Source organism: Streptomyces sp. NPDC005374, from assembly GCF_042872225.1.
Taxonomy (GTDB): domain Bacteria; phylum Actinomycetota; class Actinomycetes; order Streptomycetales; family Streptomycetaceae; genus Streptomyces.
In genome coordinates, this window is the sequence record NZ_JBIAKA010000009.1 from 127,005 (window position 1) to 148,351 (window position 21,347).

The 21,347-nt window shown below is 69.9% G+C and carries 14 protein-coding genes, 1 tRNA gene and 2 pseudogenes; 5 read left to right on the forward strand and 12 right to left on the reverse strand.

What is annotated here, in order from left to right; genetic code table 11:
• Positions 1-12 precede the first annotated feature (12 nt).
• Entirely contained in the window at positions 13-345 is a 333-nt protein-coding gene (locus ACFYRX_RS23770; RefSeq protein ID WP_389103066.1) for a hypothetical protein, read from the reverse strand.
• 134 nt (positions 346-479) lie between these two features.
• Between ACFYRX_RS23770 and ACFYRX_RS23775 the strand changes: the two are divergent.
• From ACFYRX_RS23775 to ACFYRX_RS23785, 3 genes and pseudogenes are all read left to right on the forward strand, one after another.
• Positions 480-911: pseudogene (locus ACFYRX_RS23775) on the forward strand (hypothetical protein); the annotation flags it as partial.
• Positions 910-1,173: pseudogene (locus tag ACFYRX_RS23780) on the forward strand (type II toxin-antitoxin system VapC family toxin); the annotation flags it as partial. The pseudogenes ACFYRX_RS23775 and ACFYRX_RS23780, both read left to right, overlap by 2 nt.
• A 347-nt stretch (positions 1,174-1,520) precedes the next feature.
• Positions 1,521-2,360 (forward strand): helix-turn-helix domain-containing protein, encoded by an 840-nt coding sequence (locus tag ACFYRX_RS23785; protein ID WP_389103070.1) that lies wholly within the window; start codon positions 1,521-1,523, stop codon positions 2,358-2,360.
• Here ACFYRX_RS23785 and ACFYRX_RS23790 read toward each other — a convergent pair.
• Together ACFYRX_RS23790 and ACFYRX_RS23795 are read right to left on the reverse strand one after the other, a co-directional pair.
• Positions 2,312-3,166, reverse strand: coding sequence for an alpha/beta fold hydrolase (locus ACFYRX_RS23790; RefSeq protein ID WP_389103073.1), 855 nt, complete (start codon positions 3,164-3,166; stop codon positions 2,312-2,314). The two genes, ACFYRX_RS23785 and ACFYRX_RS23790, sit on opposite strands and share 49 nt — an antisense overlap.
• Before the next feature lie 62 nt (positions 3,167-3,228).
• Positions 3,229-4,674 carry an MFS transporter gene (locus ACFYRX_RS23795; RefSeq protein WP_389103076.1) on the reverse strand — a complete coding sequence of 482 codons (1,446 nt, stop codon included), beginning with the start codon at positions 4,672-4,674 and terminating at the stop codon, positions 3,229-3,231.
• 532 nt (positions 4,675-5,206) lie between these two features.
• On the opposite strand from ACFYRX_RS23795, the gene ACFYRX_RS23800 reads away from it, so the two are divergent.
• Entirely contained in the window at positions 5,207-5,989 is a 783-nt protein-coding gene (locus tag ACFYRX_RS23800; protein WP_389103079.1) for a BTAD domain-containing putative transcriptional regulator, read from the forward strand.
• 142 nt (positions 5,990-6,131) lie between these two features.
• Here ACFYRX_RS23800 and ACFYRX_RS23805 read toward each other — a convergent pair.
• From ACFYRX_RS23805 to ACFYRX_RS23815, 3 genes are all read right to left on the reverse strand, one after another.
• A tRNA-Lys gene (locus ACFYRX_RS23805) sits at positions 6,132-6,220 on the reverse strand.
• Positions 6,221-6,397: 177 nt separating this feature from the next.
• On the reverse strand, positions 6,398-7,909 hold the full coding sequence (locus tag ACFYRX_RS23810; protein ID WP_389103082.1) for an MmgE/PrpD family protein: 1,512 nt from the start codon (positions 7,907-7,909) through the stop codon (positions 6,398-6,400).
• A complete protein-coding gene (locus ACFYRX_RS23815) occupies positions 7,906-8,874 on the reverse strand; it encodes a diacylglycerol/lipid kinase family protein (protein WP_389103085.1) in 969 nt (322 codons plus the stop codon). The genes ACFYRX_RS23810 and ACFYRX_RS23815 overlap by 4 nt, the downstream gene beginning before the upstream one ends.
• 232 nt (positions 8,875-9,106) lie before the next feature.
• Here ACFYRX_RS23815 and ACFYRX_RS23820 point away from each other — a divergent pair, with 232 nt between their 5' ends.
• Positions 9,107-9,466 (forward strand): nuclear transport factor 2 family protein, encoded by a 360-nt coding sequence (locus ACFYRX_RS23820; protein WP_389103087.1) that lies wholly within the window; start codon positions 9,107-9,109, stop codon positions 9,464-9,466.
• A 130-nt stretch (positions 9,467-9,596) separates the two neighbouring features.
• Here ACFYRX_RS23820 and ACFYRX_RS23825 read toward each other — a convergent pair whose 3' ends face one another.
• The 6 genes from ACFYRX_RS23825 to ACFYRX_RS23850 all read right to left on the reverse strand — a co-directional run bounded on the left by ACFYRX_RS23825 (position 9,597) and on the right by ACFYRX_RS23850 (position 21,344).
• Positions 9,597-10,805 carry a cytochrome P450 gene (locus ACFYRX_RS23825; protein ID WP_389103090.1) on the reverse strand — a complete coding sequence of 403 codons (1,209 nt, stop codon included), beginning with the start codon at positions 10,803-10,805 and terminating at the stop codon, positions 9,597-9,599.
• 140 nt (positions 10,806-10,945) lie between these two features.
• Positions 10,946-11,653 carry a TetR-like C-terminal domain-containing protein gene (locus tag ACFYRX_RS23830; protein ID WP_389103093.1) on the reverse strand — a complete coding sequence of 236 codons (708 nt, stop codon included), beginning with the start codon at positions 11,651-11,653 and terminating at the stop codon, positions 10,946-10,948.
• A 100-nt stretch (positions 11,654-11,753) separates the two neighbouring features.
• Positions 11,754-12,542 carry a thioesterase II family protein gene (locus ACFYRX_RS23835; RefSeq protein ID WP_389103095.1) on the reverse strand — a complete coding sequence of 263 codons (789 nt, stop codon included), beginning with the start codon at positions 12,540-12,542 and terminating at the stop codon, positions 11,754-11,756.
• Entirely contained in the window at positions 12,539-13,591 is a 1,053-nt protein-coding gene (locus ACFYRX_RS23840; RefSeq protein ID WP_389103096.1) for an LLM class flavin-dependent oxidoreductase, read from the reverse strand. Before ACFYRX_RS23840 ends, ACFYRX_RS23835 begins: the two co-directional genes overlap by 4 nt.
• 27 nt (positions 13,592-13,618) lie before the next feature.
• Complete coding sequence (locus ACFYRX_RS23845) at positions 13,619-15,175, reverse strand: long-chain-fatty-acid--CoA ligase (RefSeq protein WP_389103098.1); 1,557 nt, start codon at positions 15,173-15,175, stop codon at positions 13,619-13,621.
• Positions 15,168-21,344 carry an SDR family NAD(P)-dependent oxidoreductase gene (locus ACFYRX_RS23850; RefSeq protein WP_389103101.1) on the reverse strand — a complete coding sequence of 2,059 codons (6,177 nt, stop codon included), beginning with the start codon at positions 21,342-21,344 and terminating at the stop codon, positions 15,168-15,170. Before ACFYRX_RS23850 ends, ACFYRX_RS23845 begins: the two co-directional genes overlap by 8 nt.
• Between the last annotated feature and the right edge of the window lie 3 nt (positions 21,345-21,347).

Sequence of the window (21,347 nt, forward strand, 5' to 3'; positions counted from 1 at the left end):
TCGCTCTACTGACTACTGAGGTGAGCAGAGGAGTTCTTCGACCTTCTCCTTGTACTCCTGCATTTCGCCTGCCTCGTAGCCCGCTTTCTTCAGGTTCGTCATCAGTGCCGCCGTATCGCCGCACAGGCTGGAGCGTTGTCCGTCAAGGTAGGACTTGACGCCGTCAGCGGTCAGCTCTTCCCACGCCCTTTTGATCTCATCGTTCTTCTCGTGGGCGTAGGAATAATCGACCCATTCCCTCTCCCGGTCCGTCAGGCGGGACGTGTCAACCGGCGTGTCGCTTCCCCCGCAGGCGGCGACCATGAGAGTGCACACCACCACGAGACCTATATGCGCCTTCTTCACAATTCCTCTTCTGTGTAGATCGCCAGGGGCGCATCTTACGTCATGTGCGCGCCAATTCGCCGAATGGAGAATATCTCGAGGGGACGGGGCTCGAGCAGCCGGCGCGGTCTGCGCCCTTGCCGCGGACCTGCACCATGGTCCGCTCGCCGGCGTACTCGGGGTACCCGGCGTCACGACGAAGTCCGCCGCCCACCTCTCGGCGCCGTGCCAAGTCCGAACCCGAAATCAAGCGCAGGGTCAAGGAGTTGGACCGGCAACGCGACGATGCCCGCGCTACCGAAGCGGGGCGCGCACCGACCGTCGCCGAGTGCATGGAGACCCGTCTCACCGGCGTCGGACAGCACCGGATCGACAAGCTGCAACCCGAGCACCTGGAGCGCACGTACCGCGCCCTGCTCGACGCCGGCCACGCTCCCCCGCACGTCGTGAAGCTGCGCCGCATCCTGTCCCGCGCCCTGAAGATGTCCCATTGCCGCCGCATGAGCAGCGAGAACGCCGCCACGCTCGTGAACCCGCCCAGCGTCGACAAGACCGAGGCGAACCCGTTCACCCAGCAGGAGCCGCGTCGAAGCCCGCGACCCCAAAACCGACCAGGCCCGCTTCGACTACGCCGTCTCCCGCGTCAACATCATCCCGCCCACCGAAACCATCGCCCGCCACGCCGGCAAGCTCCTCGCCGCGGCCGGCCTGCACGGCCACAAATACGCACTCGACGCGATCGTGGCCGCCACCGCACTCGCCTCGCCCGCCCCCGTGACCGTCCTGACGTCAGACCCCGAAGACCTCCGCATGCTGTGCGGCCCTGGCATCCGCGTGTCTCCCCCGTAGCGTTCGTCCACCTGGCCGTGGAGCACGGCGACCCCCGCCCCTGTGGAGTTGGCCTGGACCGCCGACGGATGGACCCGGCGCGGTGCGCCGTCTTCAGGACTACGGCCGCATGCAGCGCGAGTGGTTTCAGGAGGAAGTGAGCTAGGAACTCACCGGTTGCGTACCCGAGTTGAACCCGTCCACCGGGCCGGCCCCATCCTGCCGCGGTGGTTGGGCCTGACACGTGTCCGCCCTCAACTCAAGGGGCCAGGTGACCGAAGCGGCACGCAGGGCCCTTAACCCCTTGGCCGAACAGATTTCAGCGGAGCGACGAGGAGTTCTTGGCTCTGACACCTACTATGGGTCGAATGACTACGCTCAGCAATTCGGACGGAGTCGGGCCACTCTTACGGGAGTGGCGTCGGCGACGGAAGCTCAGCCAGCAGGAACTCGCCCTCCAGACCGAGATCTCGGCACGGCACCTCAGCTTCATCGAAACCGGCCGCTCCCGGCCGAGCCGAGCCCTGGTGCACCGGCTCGCCGACAGCCTGGAGGTCCCGCTCAGACAGCGGAACACCCTGCTCGTCGCGGCGGGTTATTCGCCGTTGTACCAGGAGACGTCCCTTGACGCGCCGCGGCTCAAGGTCGTACGGGAAGCTGTCGACCGCCTGATCACGGCGCACAACCCCTACCCTGCCCTCGCCGTCGACGCCGGTGAGAACATCTTGTCCATGAACCGCGGGGCCCAACTGCTGCTGGCCGATGTGTCCCCGGCCCTGCTGGTCCCGCCGGTCAACGTGATGCGGGTCTGCCTCCACCCGGAAGGCCTGGCCCGCCAGGTCGTCAACGTCGACGAATGGCGCAGTCACCTCCTCGGCAGGCTCTACCGGCAATCCGTGTACTCCGGCCGCGAGGAGCTGCGCGAGCTGTACGAGGAAGTGTCGACCTACGGTCCCCGGTCGATGAAGGACTGCACAGAACTCTCGGACACCATCGTCGCTTCGATTCGAGTACGAGCGCTGGGCACGGAGTTGCGGTTCTTCAGCACTATCACCACGTTCGGAGCGGCCACCGACATCACGGTGGCGGAGCTGTCGCTGGAGACGATGCATCCGGCGAACGCGCACACCGCCACCGTGTTCAGCGCCGCGGTTGAGGATCAGCCGGACAGGAAGGACACGATGTCCTTGTTGAGCCGTTCGGCGTGAGAGGCGAACAGTCCGTGGGCGGCGCCCTCGTACCGGACGAAGGAGCAGTCGGGTATGAGGTCTGCCGTCCGCGCGCCGCACAGTTCCAGCGGGGCCGCGAGATCGGCATCGCCGTGAATGACCAGAGTGGGCAGAGGGACCTTCGCCGTCTCTTCGCGCTGGTCGGTGGTGAACAGGGTGCGGCAGATCTCTACGGTGGCCCGGGGTGAACTGTCCAGCGTCAGGTCCGCCATCCAGCGGGCCAGTTCGGTTGAGACCGGCAGGCGTGCCGGGTCGGCTGCGGCTGCGGGATAGAGCGGTGCATCGGCTCCGCCGAAGAACGGTCCGGCCAGTTCGGCGGCCCAGCGCGGCCGGTCCTGTTCGATGGCCTCCGTCATCTCGTCCAGCACGGCTCGATCGATGCCGTCGGGATTGTCAGGACTGCGCATCATGAACGGCGTCGTCGGGCTGACGAGGATCAGCCGGCTGACCCGGTCGGCGCCGTACCGGGCCAGGTAGCGCACCGCCTCGCCCGCCCCCACTGCGCAGCCGACCAGGGTCACGTCGCGCAGGTCCCTGCTCTCCAGCACCGCGGCAAGGTCATCGGCCAGGGTGTCGTAGTCGTAACCGTCCCAGGGCCAGTCCGAGCGGCCGCAACCGCGACGGTCGTAACTTACGCAGCGCAGACCCCGCTTGGCCAGGTGCGAGGCCTGGAGTTCCCACATCCGGGAGCTCATCACGCCGGTGGCCAGTAGCACCACCGGCCGGCCCGCCCCCCAGTCCGTGTAGTGAAGGTTCGTCGCGTCGGGCGTCGTGATGTACGGCATGGGGATCCCTTCCGTGGAGTTCGAACCGTCGGCCGCGGCGTTCGCCGGTGCCGGCCATGAACTCAGTCCGTCGTCGCGCGCGGCATCAGCCAGACCATCGCCGCGGCGGCGCAACAGAAGACGGCGAGCGGAATGAGCGAGACGCTGAAGGCGTGCGGATAGTCGGCCGCCACCGCCGAGCCCCCCAGAGCGGGGAAGAACACGGTGCCGGCGATGGCCACACCGATGGCGGCGCCGCCCTCCTGTGCGGTGTTGACAGCTCCTGAGGCGGACGCAGCGTGCTCCGGTGCGGCACCGGAGAGGACCAGCGCGGTGAGCGGCCCGGTCGTCATTCCCATGCCCATCCCGGCGATCAGCAGGAAGGGGATGAGCCAGAGGATGGATCCGTCGGTGCCGGTGACGTTCACGGCCACGCCGGTCAGGATGTAGCCGGTGGCGAGCGTGAGCGGGCCGAAGGCGACCAGACGGCGGCCGAGTCGCGCCGCGAGCCGGGCGGACACCAGGGAGGAGCCGAAGTACCCGGCGCCCAGGGAGAGGAAGAGCAAGCCGGACTCCAGCGGGCTCAGTCCCCGGCCTTCCTGCAGGTAGAGGGCGAGCAGGAAGAAGAAGGAGCCCATCGCCAGAAAGTACGTGACCGTGGCGGCCAGGCCGATGGAGAACAGGCGGCTGCGGAACAGCTCGAGATCGATGAGCGGGCCGCGGCCCTCGCGGCTGCGCCGGCGCAGATGGGCGACGGACAGGGCGAGGAGGACAACAGCAGCCGCGAGGCACGCCCAGCTCCAGGCCGGCCAGCCCTGCTCGCGGCCCTCGACCAGGGCGGTCACCAGCAAGCCGAGCGCGGCCGTGACAAGGATCGCTCCGGACAGGTCGAGGCGGGTGCCGTCGGCGTTGCGGGACTCGGGCACCGCGCGGGAGACGAAGGCGAGCGTGACGAGGCTGATCGGCACATTGATGAGGAAGATCGTCCGCCAGTCGAGACCGCCAAGGTCGAGGGTGATCAACAGACCGCCGATCAGCTGCCCGAACACGCCGGCAAGGCCGACGACGAGGCCGTAGACGTTGAACGCAGCGGCCCGGCGCGGTCCCGTGTAGACGGTGCCGAGGATCCCGAGAACCTGGGGCACCATCAGCGAGGCCGCCGCGCCCTGCACGATCCGCGCCACCACCAGCAGATCGGCGTTCGGGGCCAGACCGCAGGCGGCCGACGCCAGGCCGAACAACGCGAGCCCCAGAACGAACATACGACGGCGCCCGAACAGGTCACCGATCCGGCCTCCGGTGATCATGCCCGCGGTGAAGGCAACGCCATAGCCGACGATGACGAGCTGGGCCTGCGCGGAGCTGGCGTGGAGATCGCTCTGGATGGCGGGGATGGCCACATTGGCGATGAAGTAGTCGAGCACGGTCATGAACGTGCCGACCATGACGACCGCCAGGGCACCCCAGGACGGCCCTCCGGCGTCGCCGACGGCGCGGCCCTCTGTATTGGCGTACGTTTCTGACGTCATTCTTGGACTCCGCTCAAGGCATGCGCTGGGGCATGGCGCCGGCCTCGACGGAGGCGGCAGCCGGTCACACAGCTTCCAGCGGCCGACCCTTCAGGTCAATTACGTGAGAGGTAATGAAGAAATCCGGCCAAACGCACGGGCTGCCGCACATGAAGCCCCGTGACTTCTTTCTGTGAAACGCCGCCGGGGTCACGTCGAAAGGATTCTCACAAGGCCAGCGGCCCTCGCGGGAAGCGACGGAGCACCGCTTCCCGACACTCAAGACTGGGGATAAATCGGAAAAAATCGCAGAACTCATCGGCGGAGCGAGTCATTCCGCTGGCGAGTATCGGTGTACCAGCCGACCTGACCGGGCGTGTACCGCACACAGTCATGGCAGGATTGAACACGGCAACATTCACTCGCATCATCTTCACAGTATATGCACCTCCGAGTACCGGTGCGGTACCGATCAAGCGCTACCCCTCCGCCAGGAGGGTCAGCGTAATTAAAATGGAGTTTCATAGCGCATAAACTAGGGGGAATCAGGGTAGTGCGGTTCACAATTCTCGGACCGGTCGGTTATGAGATCGAAGGCCAGTTCCACAGCATTCGCGGTTCACGTCAGCGGACTCTGCTCGCTGCCCTGCTCGTCAGCGGCGGCCGACCTGTGCCCGCAGAACAGCTCTACACGGAACTCTGGGGTGAGAGCCCCCCGACGACGGCGAACAACTCGCTTCAAGCCCATATCTACCGGCTGCGCGGCACATTGCAGAGGCTGCCCGCAGCTGCCGGCAAAGGGCCCTGCGTGATGACAGGTGCCTCCGGCTACGCACTCGAGAACGACTGGGACAACCTCGACACGACTCTGTTCCGCAGCGGAGTCGCGGAATCGCGTCGTGTTGTCGACAAGGATCCGCGCAAGGCCTATGCACTGCTCGACGAGGCCCTTGACCTGTGGCGAGGTTCTCCGCTGCAGGACGTTGCGGCCGGTCCGATATGCCAGAGCGTTGCCCTGCAACTCGACGAGGAGTACATGACCGCCCTCGAGGACAAGCTCTGGCTGAGCATCGGGTGTGAGGACCCGACGCATGTAATAGGGGAACTCAAACGCATGAGCTCAGTACATCCGTGGCGGGAGCGCATCACGGAAATGCTCATGCTGGCCCTGTATCGGTGCGGGCGACAGGCCGAGGCCATAGAGGCCTACAACAGCGCGCGTCGAAGGCTGGTCGACGAACTGGGCATGGAGCCGTCCATGGAGTTGCGGCAACGTTTCCGCGACATCCTCAACCAGGCTCCCTCATTACGAGATTTCCACCCCGTCAGATGCTGACGAAAGCCCGCCGCCCGAACCTCGGGACACTTCCCGGGGCGGGCGGCGCGAGCCGAGCGTTCGGGAAAAACAAGAAATACCGCCCACCATTTCGGTAGGCGGTATTTCCGGGGAGGCTGCCGGCCGTGCACCGGGGGCAGAGCGGAGAGGGCAGGATTTGAACCTGCGTGGGCCGATGAGCCCGTCCGGCGTAAGAGCCGGACCCCGATAAACCACTCCGGGCACCTCTCCCCGTTCCCGGCCCGGGTTTCTCCGTGCCGTTCACGAGTACTATGTTGCCAGAATGCACTGATCTCGTGCTGATACGGCACTGACGGCGTTCAGCAGGATACTGGCCGCACGTTCCGGTTCCTCCGTTTCCGCTTTCCGGGCAGATTCCCAGCTACTGCAATCGCCCGCTCGTTCTGCTCAGGCCGGTCCGAGCGCTCGCTCCACGAGCGAAGAGACCTCCGCGGGAGAAAGTTCCTCCAGGCGTGCGCACAGCCGAGCGACCTCCGCCGGGCCGCCGGTGGTGCGGAACTTCTCCTCGACCAGCCTGCGGTGCCCGGAGCGGGTGTCGGGACCGGCACCGCCCACGGGGATGTCCTGGCGGGCCACGGCCCGGCCGCCGTCCGTCCACCGCACGGTCAGCCGCGAACCGGTGTACTTCGCGGCGTCCGTGAAGGTCTCCTCCGGCGGGCCGAACACGACGCGCGCGGCAGCGTCCGCACCGGCGAACGACTCCAGCCAGGGCATGGCACGCTCGCCGGCCCGGCGGATCGCCGCCCCCAGGGGTGCGGCACCGCCGAGCAGATCGTCCGTCATCCCGGGGTCCTCGACCAGCCGGACCCGGGCGGCGAGGTACCAACGGCGCGGGTCTCTGGTGGCAGGAGCGGCGAAGTCGGCCACGGTCAGGTCGCCGGTCAGGAGCGCGGTCGCGACCGCGTACGGGACCGAGAGCGGGAGAACGCTCGGCGCCGTGTCCGGTCCATGGCCGTGCTCCTCGGCGAGGCGCGCGACGTAGGTGGTGTAGCGGGAGGTCTCGACGACGATCTCCTCGATGTCGTCCGGGGTGTCGAATCGACCGGTGGGCAACTGCCGACGCAGGCGCAGGGCGCAGTCCACGGCAGTGTCCACGCCAGGGCCGCCCGGCCTCACTTTGAAGGACAACGTGTCGGTGTGCCAGCGCTTGCCGAGACTCTCGGTGACCGCCTCGGGCAGCGGGACCGCGGCAAACCGGGCGAGGAAACCCTCTGGGTGTTCCAGGACGTCGGGCGCCGCAGTCAGGCCGGCCTCAGCAGCGCTGCAGGCGTCCATGGCGGCACGGACCGGGTTCAGGGCGGTGAGCAGGCGGGCGTCGCCGCCCAGGAAGCCGTGGAGCAAGGTCCAGGGGGGCATGGTGAGCGCGAGCCCGAGGGCGTGGGTCCAGATGCCGGCATCGGTCCCCGTGCAGTGCAGCCGCCCGGCGACGGCGCCCACCAGGCTGGTGTGCGCGGCGGTCTGTCCGCGGAACGGCCCGAGGGTCCCCGCGGCGGTGACTCGCGCGGCGCACTCGTTGGCCGCCACGACGGCGGTCAGCAGCGCGGCCCCGTCGAGGTTCAGGGCCCGCGCGTACGCCAGCGGCACGGCCACGGTCGAGTTCGACAGATGCCCGGCGTAGGCGGTGTCGTCGAGGTTGAGCCAGGATCCCAGGCCCGCGAGGACGGCGGCGGCGTGCGAGGGGTCGTTCTGCAGCGGAGAACCGTAGGCAGTGACCAGTCTGCGTCCCAGCGGGTGCCCGAGACCGGCGCGGATGGCGGCGAGCTGCGACAGGACTTGACTGCGGGCCAGCGCGATCACCCGCTCGGGCAGATCGGACGGACGCAGGGCAGCGCCCCATGCGGCGAGTTCGGCGAGCCGGGCCGGCCGGGCGTGCGACGGGTGCGCGGGGCCGGCGGTCATCGGCGGGCCTCGGCTGCGGCAGGCTCCGGATCGCACAACACCGGGAGCGCACCGGGCAGGACGTCGAGTGTGATCCTCGTCCCCGCGTACGGTACGAGCTCCCCGTCGTGCTCGAAGCAGAGCGGCCGGCCGTCGGTGCGCTCCACGACGACGGTGCGGCCCGTCCGGTGGACCGTGCCGGGCCGGTCCAGGTGCCGGCCGTCGCGCAGCAGCGCCGGCACCTCGACGGGATCGGTGCCCTCCCCCACGACGCAGACGTCCAGCAGCCCGTCGTCGAGCACCGAGTGCGGCAGCACCAGGTACTGCCAGGCACGGTGGCGTCCGCCGCCGATGTTGACCAGAACGGTCCCGCCCTCGTGCACGACCGTTCCGTCGACGGTGACACGACCCTGATACGGCGCGTACGAGGCGGCCGCGTGCTCCAGCCCGGCCTGCAGGCGGGCCTTGCCCCGCTGGGGCATGCCGCGGGAGCTGTGCAGCACTTCGGCGGTGAGGCCGGCGCCCGCGCCGAGCACCACGAGCGCGTCCAGTTCACGGACGCGGGCCAGGTCGAGCCGACGCAGCGCGCGCCCCGGGCCGGCGAGCGCGTGATCGACCGCTTCCTGCCAGGGGCGCGTTCCCCAGTGCGAGCGGTAGCCGGAGTTGCCGGTGCCGGCCGGGACGACGAGCAGGGCGCATCGGTCTGCGGGTGCGCCGTCGGCCATCAGGCCGTCGACCACTTCGAGAACAGTGCCGTCCCCGCCGACGGCCACGACCACCCGCATGCCCTCCGCCGACGGCCGACTGACCGCCTGGCGTGCGGCTTCGGTCGCGTCGCCGGGTGCGGTGGTGCTCACCACGGTGACACGTGTGTGGCGCGCGCAGCGGGCCACCACATCGCGCACCAGTTCCTCTCCGACCGTGCCGGCGGCCGGATTGGCGACGATGAGGCACTCCTCCAACTGGGCGACGGCGGACTCCGCCATGACTGCGCTCCTCTCGGACATCTGCTGTGTGCACAGGCTCCCCGCCGGAGCTGACCCGGGCCTGATGCAGCTCTGACGACGTCTCCGCCCCGGCCCCGGACCAGGCCGTGGCAGGCATTTGCCGCGCCCGTGCATTACCCCGCAGGTAATCGACAGGGCGGTCCGATCGGTGAAACGCTTTTCGGGTACGGACGCCGTGTCGTCGTACAGCCTTTTCTCTGGAGGAAAAAACGTGAGCGACAACGGTTTTGTGGAGCGCTACCTCGCTGTCTGGAACGAGCCGGATCCGGTCCGCCGCCGTAAAGCTGTCGCGGAGGTCTGGCACGAGGACGCCCTGTACGCGAACACGGGCCGCGAGTTCAAGGGTCACGCAGAAATCGAGGAGGCGGTGACGGAGGCGTACGACGAGTTCGTCGCCAAGGGATTCGCTTTCCGGCTGCATGCGCACGCGGTCAACCACACCACGGCCCGTCTCACCTGGGACATGGCGCCCAAGGACGGCGGCGACGTCGTGGCCCGCGGCACCGAGTACCTGGCGTTCGCCCCGGACGGCCGGGTGCTGACCGATCATCAGTTCCCCGAGGAAATCTGAGGAACCGCGAAAGAGCGGTGGACGCTTCCGGTGCCGTCGGGCTCTGAATCCCCCGCAGAGTCCGCGGCCCCGGAAAACACAGGGCGGGTGGCCGGATAATTCCGGTCACCCGCCCTTCCCTTCCTTTTGGTCACCAGCTCACTGGCAGGTGCCGAACTCCATGGAACACGGTTCCGGTGCGGAAGACGCTGTCCGGGTCGTCGGCGGCCAGGTGCAGTGTGGGAAAGCGCCGGAAGAGCGTGCGCAGCGCGAGGTCCATCTCCAGCCGGGCGAGTGGGGCACCCTGGCAGTAGTGCGGACCGTTGCCCCACTGAAGGTGCTTGTTGCTGTCGCGCGTCAGGTCGATGCGGTCCGGGTGCGGGAACACCGAGGGATCGTGGTTGCCCGCCGGGATGGAGATGACCACGGCATCGCCCTTCTTCATGACCACCCCGCCCATCTCCACGTCCTCCAGCGCCTGACGCACGATGGCGTCCTGGGAGATCGACCAGTACCGCATGGCCTCCTCCACGTACTCCGGGACGAGGGCGCCGTCGTCGGCCAGCACCTCGGCGCGCAGCGCGTCGTCGGTGAGCAGGCTCAGGATGTTCAGGGCGATCTGGTTGGTGGTGGTCTCATGGCCGGCGACCAGCACCAGCCGTGCGATGCCGATGAGTTCGTCGAGTGTGATGTGTCCGGTGGCGAGGTGGTTGACGGCGAGCCTGCTCATCATGTCGTCCTGCGGGTCGTCGAGCTTGCGGGTGGCCAGGACCCCCAGGTACTCGGACATCTCGGTGTAGGCCGCATAGGAGCGTGCCGGGTCACCCTGGGAGATGGTGACCCGGGTCTTCTCCACGAAGTAGGCGGAGTCCTCGTCGGGGACCCCGAGCAGCCGTGCGACGACCAGCGTGGGCAGCTTGCGGGAGAACACGTCCTGCAGATCCGTCGGCCGCGGCCGGCCGGCCAGGTCGTCGAGGAGTTCGTCGATCAGCTTCTGGATCGCGGGTCGCAGCTTGCGGACCCGGCGGGCGGTGAACTCGGTGGCGATCAGCCCCCGTAACCGTGCGTGCTCCGGGTCGTCCATGCGCAGGAAGGACCCGGGCTTCTGACTGGGGTCCACCTGGATGCGTACGGGCGCACCGGGCAGGGTCTCGTCGGCGCTCAGCCGCGGGTCCATCAATGCCTGGCGGACCTCCGCGTACTTGGTGATCAGCCATGCGCGCCGCGATTGCGCCGCGCCCTCCGGTATGCGGACCGCACACGGTGGCTCCTCGCGTACTTCGGCGAGTATCTGCGCCGGACAGCCGGACTTCGTCCGGGGAAAGGGCCAGTCCAGAACCTTGTCCGCTGATTCGAGCATCACTCGTCTCCTTCGGAGCCGCCGGTGGTACGCCCACTATCGCGGCCGGTCCTGACCGGCTGCTGATCCGCTTCTGACCGGTTGCTGACGCACCGGGCGGGTGACGGCGACCCCCGCGGCACCCGCCCGGACGTCCGTGGTCAGCGGGTCAGCCCGACGTATTGCCCCATGGCCGTCGCGGCGTGGGTGAAGAACGCCGCCGGATCGGCTGCGACGCCCGCGACATGGCCGTTGACCTCGAAGCCGACCATGCCGTGCAGCTGGGTCCACATGATGAGCATGCGGGCGATGACGGGGGCGGGCAGCCCGCTCAGCAGGCCCTCGGCCAGCTCCCGGGTGGTACGCACCATGCCTTTGGTCAGAGCGGGTTCGGGGACATGGTCCACGGCGAGTTCTCCGTCCTGCAGGGCGTCGCGCACCAGGCCGATGAGCACCAGCACGGTGCGCGCACCCGCGACCATGGTCTCCGGCGGGGCGTCGTAGCCGGGCACGGGGCGGCCCCAGATCAGCACGTACTCCTCGGGGTGGGCCAGCGCCCAGTCGCGCACGCCCACCCAGCAGGCGACCCAGCGACCCAGCCGGCCTGCTCCCGCCTTCTCCGCCTCGGCCTCGGCGCGCTCCGCACTGTCGCCCATGCCGCGGTAGGCGTCCAGGACGAGTGCGGTGAGCAGGCTGTCCCGGTCCGGGAAGAGCCCCTCGGTCCGCGCGGGATCGAGTCCGGCATCGCGGGCCAGCCTGCTCGGTTCCAGGTCGACGTTCTGACGGGTCGCCAGGCGGCTGATCGCCTCGGCCTTCATGCGTGTGACTGCCGCGTCGGCGCCGTCGTGGGGGGCATGGGAAGACATCATGGATCGGACTCTTCCAGAGGCGTTCCGTAGCGTCGATTACGTGACAGGTAATGCACCCGGCCACCTGCCCCGGTGGCCCCGGGGAGGTGGCCGGCCATGCTCAGTCGGCCTGCTCGGCAAGCCGGCTGAGGTGGCGGGTGAAGTCGGAGGTGACCGCCAGGGCGTGCTTGTCGATGAAGAAGTGGCCGCCCGGGTACTCGCTGTGGCCCAGGTACTGGGGAGCGCGCGGCACCCAGGACGCGAAGGCCTCCGCCTCCTCCATCAGCGGGTCGGATTTGCCACCGTAGGAGACGAGCGGACACGGCACCACTGCACCGTCGTCGACGCGCTGGGCCGCCACCGACAGGTCGGCGCGCAGCGCCGGAATGACCATCTGGAGCATCTCGGGGTTGTCGTAGATCTCGGCCGGGAAGGACCCCAGCTTCTTGATCCAGCCGACGAGTTCCTCCTGCGGCATGCCGATGTGCTGCTCGGTCGGGTTGAAGAAGCCGTCGGGGGCCCAGCCGGACATACCGAGCAGGACCGGCCCGCGTACCCGTTCCTGTGCCATGCGCACCGACAGGTGGTAGGCGAGCTGGGCGCCCAGGCAGTGGCCGAAGAACGCGAAGGGCCGGTCGTCCAGCTCGGCGAGCACCACCTCGTAGAGCCCGTCCAGCAGGGGCTCCCACGCCGTGTACGCCGTCTCGTCGCGCCGTTCCTGACGGCCCGGCAGGGTGACGGCCTGGGCGGCGATGTCTGGCGGCAGCAGGTCGGGCCAGTCGCGGTAGATGATCGCGCCGCTACCGGCGTGCGGGAAGAGGAAGAGCCGGATCCTGGCCTCGGACGACACATCGGCCGGGTGGAACCAGTGGCCGTGTGTGGAGACCTTGCCGGCGAGGGAGTTGCTCACAGGGTTTCCTCCGGTCGGTGGAGTGGAGCGGGGAAGAGGGCGCGCAGGGCGGGCAGTACGACCTCGGCGATCGCGTCGATGTGGCGCTCCATGGCGAGCGAGCCCACGCGAAGCACCAGATGCCGGGCACCCGCGCTGACGTATTCGGCCAGCCATTCGGCGCAGTCGGCGGGGCTGCCCCAGCCGTAGGCCTGCAGGGATGCCATCGCATCGAGCGGGCGACCGTAGTACCGGCGCAGGTAGTGGTCCAGTTCGCGCCGCGCGGCCGCCCGGTCGGCGTCCGGGGTGAGCGTGGCGTAGAGCGCGGGTGTAACGGATCCGTCGGGACGGCCCGATTCGGCCATGTGGTCGCCGATCCGCCGCCACGCCGTGGCGTACTGCTCGGCGGAGGGCAGGAAGGGCAGCCAGCCGTCGTAGTACCGGGCGACCCGGCGCAGCACTGCGGGCGTGTCGCTGCCGGCGAGCCACAGCGGTGGCCCGCCGGCCCGGTGCGGCGGGGGTAGCCGGTGCAGTCCATCGGCCTTCCAGTACCGGCCGAAGAAATCCTGGGAGGTGCCGGCACGTGTGCTGTTCCAAGCCGTCCGCCACAGAGCGACGGTCTCGTCCAACCGCCCCACACGCGTGGCGAACTCGGTGCCGACCGCGTCGAATTCCTCCTCGGTCTCGGGAACCGGGAAGCCCGCACCAAGGCCGAGAACCAGCCGGGACCGTGCCACGTGGTCCAGGCTCGCGACGGTATGGGCGCCGATCAACGGGTGCCGCAGAGCTGCCGTAAGAGCGGCGGTACCCAAGGTGAGGCGCGTGGTGACCGCAGCGGCAGCGGCGAGGAGGGTCAGCGGGTCGAGACGCGGCCGGGCGATCAGGGAGTCGCCGACCCACACGGAGTCGAAGCCGAGTTCCTCGGCGCGGCGGGCCAGCTCCAGCAGAGGGGCGGCCGCGAAGCTTCCGTTGATGGCCTGCTCTCTGGTGGGCAGCAGCAGGCCTATGCGGAGCGGAGTGGTCGCAGGCGGACCGGTCGCGGGGTGGGTGTCGCTGGGCGGCTGGGTCATGTCGGATGCTTCCTCACTGCTGCTTCCTCACTGGTGGGCGAGTCGCTCGCGCACGGCCCGGCGCAGCACCTTGCCCGCCGGGTTGCGCTCGAGGACGTCGGCGAAGTGGAAGGCGGTCGGCAGTTTGTAGTCGGCGAGCCGCTCACGCAGGAACAGCAGCAGTTGCCGTGGGGTGGGCGGGGCGTCACCGCGGAGTACGACGCAGGCGTGCACCGCCTCTCCCCAGTCCGGGTGAGGCAGGCCGACGACGGCCGCGTCGGCCACCGCCGGGTGTTCGCACAATGCCTTCTCCACCTCGGCCGGGTAGATGTTCTGCCCGGCGACGATGATGGTGTCGTTGATCCGGTCGCACAGGAACAGGTAGCCCTGCTCGTCCAGATAGCCGGCGTCCCCCATGAGCAGCCACCCGTCCACCAGCGTCCTGCGGGTGCCGTCCGGGAGATTCCAGTACTCCAGCATGGTGGAAGGGGCTTTGACACACACCTGACCGATCTCTCCCGGGCCGAGGCTGTGTCCCTGCGTGTCGACGACCTTCAGTTCGTTGCCGGGGCACGCCTTCCCGGCGGAGCGCAGCAGTGGACTTCCCGGCTGGTGGTCGGCGGGCGGCAGACAGACCGCGACGCTCACCGTCTCGGTGCTGGCGTAGATCTGGGCGAACTCGCAGCCGAACGTGTCCAGGCAGCGCAGCAGGAGGGACTCGGTGATGGGCGCCCCGCCGTAAGCGATCTTGCGCATGGAGGTGAAGGCGGCTCGGTCGGCGGTGCGCTCATCGAGCATCATCTGCAGCATGGCCGGTGCGGCGAAGGTGATGGTCACGCGGTGTTCGCGGATCAGCCGCACGGCCTCCTGGGCGAGGAACTCACGCATCACCACATTGGTCAGGCCGGCGTTGAAGCCATGCATGAACCAGCCGATCCCGGCGGTGCCGAGCCCCGGCAGCGAGATGAGGCTGACGTCCTCGGGACGCCAGTCGAGCCAGCACACGCCCGCCGTTCGCTGCGCCGCGGGAAGGGTGAAGAAACCGCGGTGCGGGACGACGGCTCCCTTGGGGCGGCCGGTGGTTCCGCTGGTGTAGATCTGGACCACCGCGTCCTCCGGCCCGACGGCAATGCCCGGATCGGTGTCGGGGGCCCGGGACCACCAAGCGCGCAGCCCGGCGCCCGGGTCAGCGTCGCCGGGCCGGTCGACCGGTACGACATCCCGCAGCCGGGGTAACTGCGGCCTCAGCACTTCCACCCGGTCACGGAACTCCTCGTCCACGAAGACGAGTTCGGCCTGGGCATCGCGCAGAATGTGGTCGATCTCCGGTGCGGTGAGCCGCCAGTTGACCGGTACGAGCACCGCGGCGGCCTTGGCGCACCCGATGATCGCGGTGTAGTAGTACTCGGACTCGCGGCCCAGGTAGGCGATTCGGGAGCCGCGTCGCACGCCGGACGCATGCAGGGCGTGGGCGACGCGGTTGGCGTCGCGGTGCAGCCGACCGTAGCTCACCGCGCGGTCCTCGCAGCGGATCGCGGGGTGGTCGGCTCGGTCGCGGGCGTGCGCCGCGGCGGTCGCGACGAGGGTCCAGTCATGCTCACTCACGGTGCGCCTCCAGTTGGCCGACGAGGAAGTCCGCGAGGTCGCGGGGCGAGGGGTGGTCGAAGGTGAGCGTGGCGGGCAACGGGATCCTGAATGCCTGTTCCAGGGTTGTCTTGAGCTGCAGTGCCATCAGCGAATCCAGCCCCAGGGAGACGAAGGGCGCGGTCGGTTCCACCTGTTCCGCGTCCTCGGCCTGGAGGGCCGCGGCGACCGACTCGCGCACCATCCGGTCGACGGCCTCCCGGCGTTCCGCCTCGGGTTTGGCGAGGAAGGCAGTCGGGTCGAAGCGGTCGTCGCCGGCCGGGTCGCTGCCGTCGACCAGTTCCGCGTAGAGCGCGTTGTCGACCATGCTCGGCGCGACGTACGCGTTCCAGTCGAACCATCCGGCGACGTAGGGGCCGTGGGGGCGGGCGAGAAGCTGTTGGAACAGCCGCAGGGCCCTGGACGGCGAGAACAACCGGATGCCGCTGCGCTCCAGCTCCCGGCCGAGGTTCTCGTCGAGCCGGGCGGACATGCCCACCCCGCCCCACGCGCCCCAGTTGATCGACAGGGCCGGCAGCCCCGACCGGCGGCGCAGGGCGACCAAGTGGTCAAGGAAGGAGAACGCGGCCGCATAGTGCGCCTGGGTGGGGCCGCCGAGCACGGAGGAGATGGAGGAGTGGACGAAGAACAGGTCGAGTTCGGGGCTCTCCAGGGCGAGTTCGTGCAGCAGCCAGCCCCCGTACGCCTGGGCCGCCAACTGGGCGTCGATGGCCTCCCAGGTCAGGTTGCCGATGAGGGACTTGCCGGCGACGCCCGCCGCATGGACGATGCCGCCCAGCGGGGCCGGACCGGTGCGCAGCCGGTGTCGCAGGCGTGCCATGTCCGTGGGCGAGGAGACGTCGGCGCGTGCGACGGTGACCTGGGCGCGGGCGGAGAGGTCGTCGAGGACTGCGGCCGCCTCGGGGGCGGGGGTGCCGCTTCGGCTGACGAGCAGCAGATGCCGGGCACCGAGGTCCACCAGGGCTCGTGCGGTGACCAGTCCGAGGCCACCGAGACCGCCGGTGACCAGGTATACGCGGTCGGGCCGGACGGTGACGGGCCGGTGGGCATCCGGCCGGGGCGAGACGAGGGCTGGCGCCGCGTCCTCGGCGTCGCGCTCCCCCCTTTCCAGCATGACCACGACATGCCCCTCGCGGCCGTTCTCAGCGACCTCACAAGCCTCGGAGAGCTCGTCGAGGTCATAACCGCGGACGGGCAGCAGGGGAAGCTCCCCCTGCTGAAGGGCCTCACTGATCCGGTCCGCCGTGCCGGGGTCGAACGCCCCGGACCAGGGCGCAACGGTGACGGTCCTGCCACCGGCGGCCAGGCCGGCGACTGCCTGCGGAGGGAGCGGCTCGTCGGGAACGCCGACCAGCAGGTCGATCTCCGGCGCCCCGACCAGCGACGGCATCTGCCTGCCCTCGGTTCGATCAGGAAGGCCGAGGACACGGCGGGCACCGAGGCCGCGCAGCCTCTCCGCCTCCTCGGGCTCCGCGGTGACATACACCTCGGCGCCGGTCCGCGCCGCCAGTGCCACCACCGCCCGCACCGCCGCCCGGTCGGTGCCGTGCACCAGTACCCGTTCACCGGCAGTGAGTCCCGCCCTGGTGATCAGGGCGTGGTGGGCCGCGGCGTACGCCGCGAAGGACGCCGCGGCCGTCGCGGGGTCGGCCTGCCGCGGCGCGGGGGCGGCCGATGCTCCGGACACCGTCAGGGTGCGCCGCAGAGTGCTGTGGTGGGCGACGACGACCTCGGTGCCGACGGCGAGCGCAGCCCCGGCTCCGGCGGCGACGACGGTGCCCGCGCAGCCGAATCCCAGAGTGGCCGGTGCGGCGGTGCCGGTGCGGCGCGCCAGGGCCGCGGCCCGTACCCGCACCTGGATCTGGTCGCCGGTGGGCGCGGTGCTCTCGGCGGGCACCAGCCGGGGCTGCCCCGGCCCGCCCGCTTCGGGTGCCATCCCCTCGAAGTCGCCGTCCCAGGCCGGGGTCGAGTCGCCGGGCAGCAGCCGCCGCACATGGCGCTGTCCGTCGCGGTAGGCGAGCTGGTGGTCACCGGTGTCCGGGGTCAGCAGCGCGTCGACGAGGCACCGGACATCGGTGGTCGAGGACAGGTCCACAAGAGTGGTACGGGTGCGAGGGTTCTCGTTGAGCAGGACATGACCAAAGCCCCACAACATCGCGGCAGCCGGCTGTTCCGCTCCGTCGGGCCGGTCCAGGGGCAGCCACTGCGCGCGCGTGGTGACCAGCCACAGGCGCGGGCTCTGGGACAGGTCGGCGCCGGTCACGGCGGCGACGGCGTCGAGAAGGCGGCGGAAGTTGTGCTCGCACTCCGCATGCAGCCGGGCGTGCCCGTCGGGCTCGGCCGGGCGGGCAGGCGGCTGCCAGAACCAGCACAGGTCGGTGACCGGGCCGTCGGGCAATGTGTCCTGCTCCGGGGCATCGCCACGGAGCGCCGCGCCCAGGTCGTCGCGCTCGTCGAGGGCCGTGATCCGCAATCCGTTCCGGGCGGCGTGTGCGGCGAGCGCCTCCGCCTGGTCGCGGGCCGCACCGAGCAGCACGACCCGTCGGCCCGCGGGGTCGGCGGTCGGGGGCATCGACCGGCGCACCCAGCGGTGCCGGTGCAGCAGCGACGGCATGCGCTCCGGCGGCAACGCCGGACGGTACTCGACGCCGGTCACCACGGCGACCGGCGCATCCTCGTCCCGGATGAGCAGATCGGCGGTGCGCGGACCGGTTCCGGTGCCGGTGACGCGGGCGACGACACTGAGCCGTTCGCCGCGCGGCTTCTTCAGAAGCCGCAGCGCGCCCAGGCCGGTCGGGGTGAAAGCGGGGCTGTTGTCAAGGGCGACGGCGGTGAGCAGAGCGCACTCCAGCACGTCGACGGGCAGGTGCTCCGTGGCGTTCGCGCGACGCAGGACGAGGTTCCCGACGAGCGTGCCGTCCTCGTGTCGCACGATCTCGGTGAGCATCCCGAACCGCTCGGCGTCCCAGCCCGTGGCGGCCAGGTCGGTCAGGACGTCGGCGCTGCGGATCCGTTCCCGTACGGGTCCGGTCGGCAGGCCGGAGTCCTGGGGCGAGAACGCCGCCGCGGACGGGTCGACGACCGCCGTCGCGTGCAGCGTCTCCGCCTCGGCCGGTCCACTGACGATCTCCACGTCGGCCCGGCCGTCGGGCCGAGGCCGCAGTCGGGTGCGTACCTTGGTCCCGTCGTCGCCGACGGGCCGCAGTGGCGCGTGCAGCAACAAGTCCTGTACGACAGCGTGGGTGTGACCGTAGACCGCGTCCTGCAGGGCGAGGACCACCTCCACGTACGCGGCCGCCGATAGCAGCCCTTCGCCGTCGGAACCGGAGCCCGGCGGCTGCCAGAAGGGAGCGTCGGGTGCATACCGGGCCGTGAACTCCCGGATGCCGGGCCACTTCTGCTCGGCGGCGGACGCCACCGTGTCCGGCGTGGTCTCCTGACCCAGCAGAGGGTGCACGGCCGGGCCCCGGACGTCACTCGACCGACCGCCGAGGGGCAGCCAGTACCGCTTGCGTTCGAAGACGTGGCCGGGGAGCTGCATCCGCTCCGTGGGAGGCTGTCCGGCATACACCCCGGCCCAGTTCACCGGTGCGCCGGCGACGTACAGGTCTGCGAGCGCACGCAGCAGGGATCCCTCGCCGCTGTCCCGGCGGCGCTGACTCGCGACCCAGTGGTGGCCCTCGCCGACGACGCTCTGCTGGGCGAGCGCGGTCAGCGCGGCGGAGGGGCCGATCTCCAGGAAGGTGTGCCGGCCGCGCTTCTCGACGGCTCGGACGCCCTCCATGAACCGTACGGGTTCGCCGATGTGGCGTACCCAGTAGTCGGCCGTGGCGATCTCGGCGTACTTCGCGACGCGGCCCGTCAGATTGGAGACGAGCGGCACGGTCGGCTCGTGGAAGGTGATGCCGGCCATCGCCGCGCGGAAGTCGTCGAACACCTCAGCCATGAGCGGGGAGTGGAAGGCGTGCGACACCGAGAGGCGTTCGGCGCGGACACCCTGGCCGACCAGTTCGGCGGTCAGGCGCTCCAGTTCCGCCAGGTCCCCGGAGATCACGCACTGTGCGGGCGCGTTGACGGCGGCCACGGCGAGTCCGGGCCGGTCAGCGAGCCTCGGTTCGATCTCGTCGACAGCGCGGCTGACGGCGACCATCCCGCCGGGCGCCCGGACGGACTGCATCAGACGAGCGCGGGCGGCGACCAGCGTCACGGCGTCGGGCAGGGTGAACAGCCCGGCGACGGTGGCGGCAACCACCTCGCCGATGCTGTGCCCGATGAGGACGTTGGGTTTGATGCCCCAGGAAATCCATAGCCGCGCCAGCGCGTACTCCAGCGTGAAGAGCGCGGGCTGGGTGTACTGCGTGCGGTGAATGTCGGCGGCGACGCTCTCCCCCTGCGTCAACAACTCGCGTACGGACCGGTCCAGATGTCGTGCGAAGAGTTCGTCGCAGGTGTCGACCACCTCACTGAACACCGGGAAGCGGCGATACAGGTCGGCGGCCATCCCGGCGTACTGGGCCCCCTGTCCGCTGAACAGGAAGGCGGTCTTGCGGGGTGCCGCAGTAGTGCCCTTCTCGTCGGCGAGCCGGGTGGTGAGCAGTCTGCGGACGCCCGCGACGTCCTCGACCACACCGGCCAGCCGGTGCCCGAAGTGGGCGCGGCCGGTGGCCGCTGTGCGGCACAGGGGCCCTGTGCCGTCGCCGTCATCCCATCCGTCCAGGAAGTCCAGATACCGCTCCGCCTGCCGGCGCAGCCCTGCCGGGCTCTTGGCCGACAGGGTGAAGACGGCCGGCCCGTCGACGGCGGGCGACGGCTCGGCCTGTTCCGGCCCGGGGGCCTCCTCCAGGACCGTGGCCGCGATCGTGCCGGCGAACCCGAAACTGTTGACGACCGCCCGCCGCGTCCCCGAGGGCCAGGGAACGCATGCGTCGGGCACCCGCACGGGATAGGTGTCCCAGGGGATACGCGTGGAGGGCGTGCGCAGATTGAGGTGCGGGTAGACCGTCCCGGCGCGCATCTGCAGCACGGTCTTGATCACGCCGACGATTCCGGACGCGGGCTCCATGTGCCCGAGATTGGTCTTCGCCGAACCCAAGAGCAGCGGCGCGTCCTTGGTGTGCGACTCGGCGAAGACGTCCATGATGGCGCCGAGTTCGATGGGATCGCCGATCGGTGTGCCCGTGCCGTGCGCTTCCACGTACTGGATGTCGGACGGGGCGAGCCCGGCCGCCGTCAGCGCCCGCCGGATGACCAGTTCCTGAGCGGGGCCGTGCGGCACGGTGAGCCCGGCGCTGTCACCGTCCTGACCGATGGCGGAACCACGGACCAGGGCGAGGATCCGGTCGCCGTCACGGCGGGCGTCGGAGTACCGCTTCAGGACGAGCATTCCGCAGCCCTCGGCGCGGACGTAGCCGTCGGCGTCCTCGTCGAAGGTCTTGCACCGCCCGTCGGGAGCCAGCATCTGACCGTGCGAGAACATGACCATGATGCGCGGGTGGTGCAGCACGTTGACGCCACCGCACAGGGCGATGTCGCACTCTCCCAGCCGCAGCCCCTGAGCCGCCATGTGCAGGGCGCTGAGCGAGGAGGAACAGGCGGTGTCCACGCTGATGCTCGGCCCACGCCAGCCCAGGAAGTACGACAGCCGCCCGGACAGCGGGAAGAGCGTGATGCCGGATGCCAGGTGGCCGTCGAGTGCCTCGTAGGGCAGCGCGTCGATCTCCAGGGCGTAGTCGATCGAACTGGCGCCGATGTACACACCTCCATTGCCCCGACGCAGGGGCGTCGGGTCGATGTTGGCGTCCTCCAGGGCGTGCCAGGCGGTTTCGAGGACGAGACGCTGCTGAGGGTCGACGTACTGGGCCTCTTTGGGCGAGATGTTGAAGAACGGCGCATCGAACAGGTCGATCCGGTCGAGGAAACCGCCGCCCGTGGTGTGGATCTTGCCCTTCTCGTCCGGGCTCTCGGGGCGGAACGCCTCGGCGTCCCAGCGGTCCTCGGGCAGCGGGCCTGTTCCGGAACGGCCGGCGCGCAGCAGGTCGTCGAAGTCGTCGGCCGACTCACAACCGCCCGGGAACCGCAATCCGATCCCCACGATGGCGATCGGCTCGGCGTCCTCGGCTTCGCCAGTCATGTC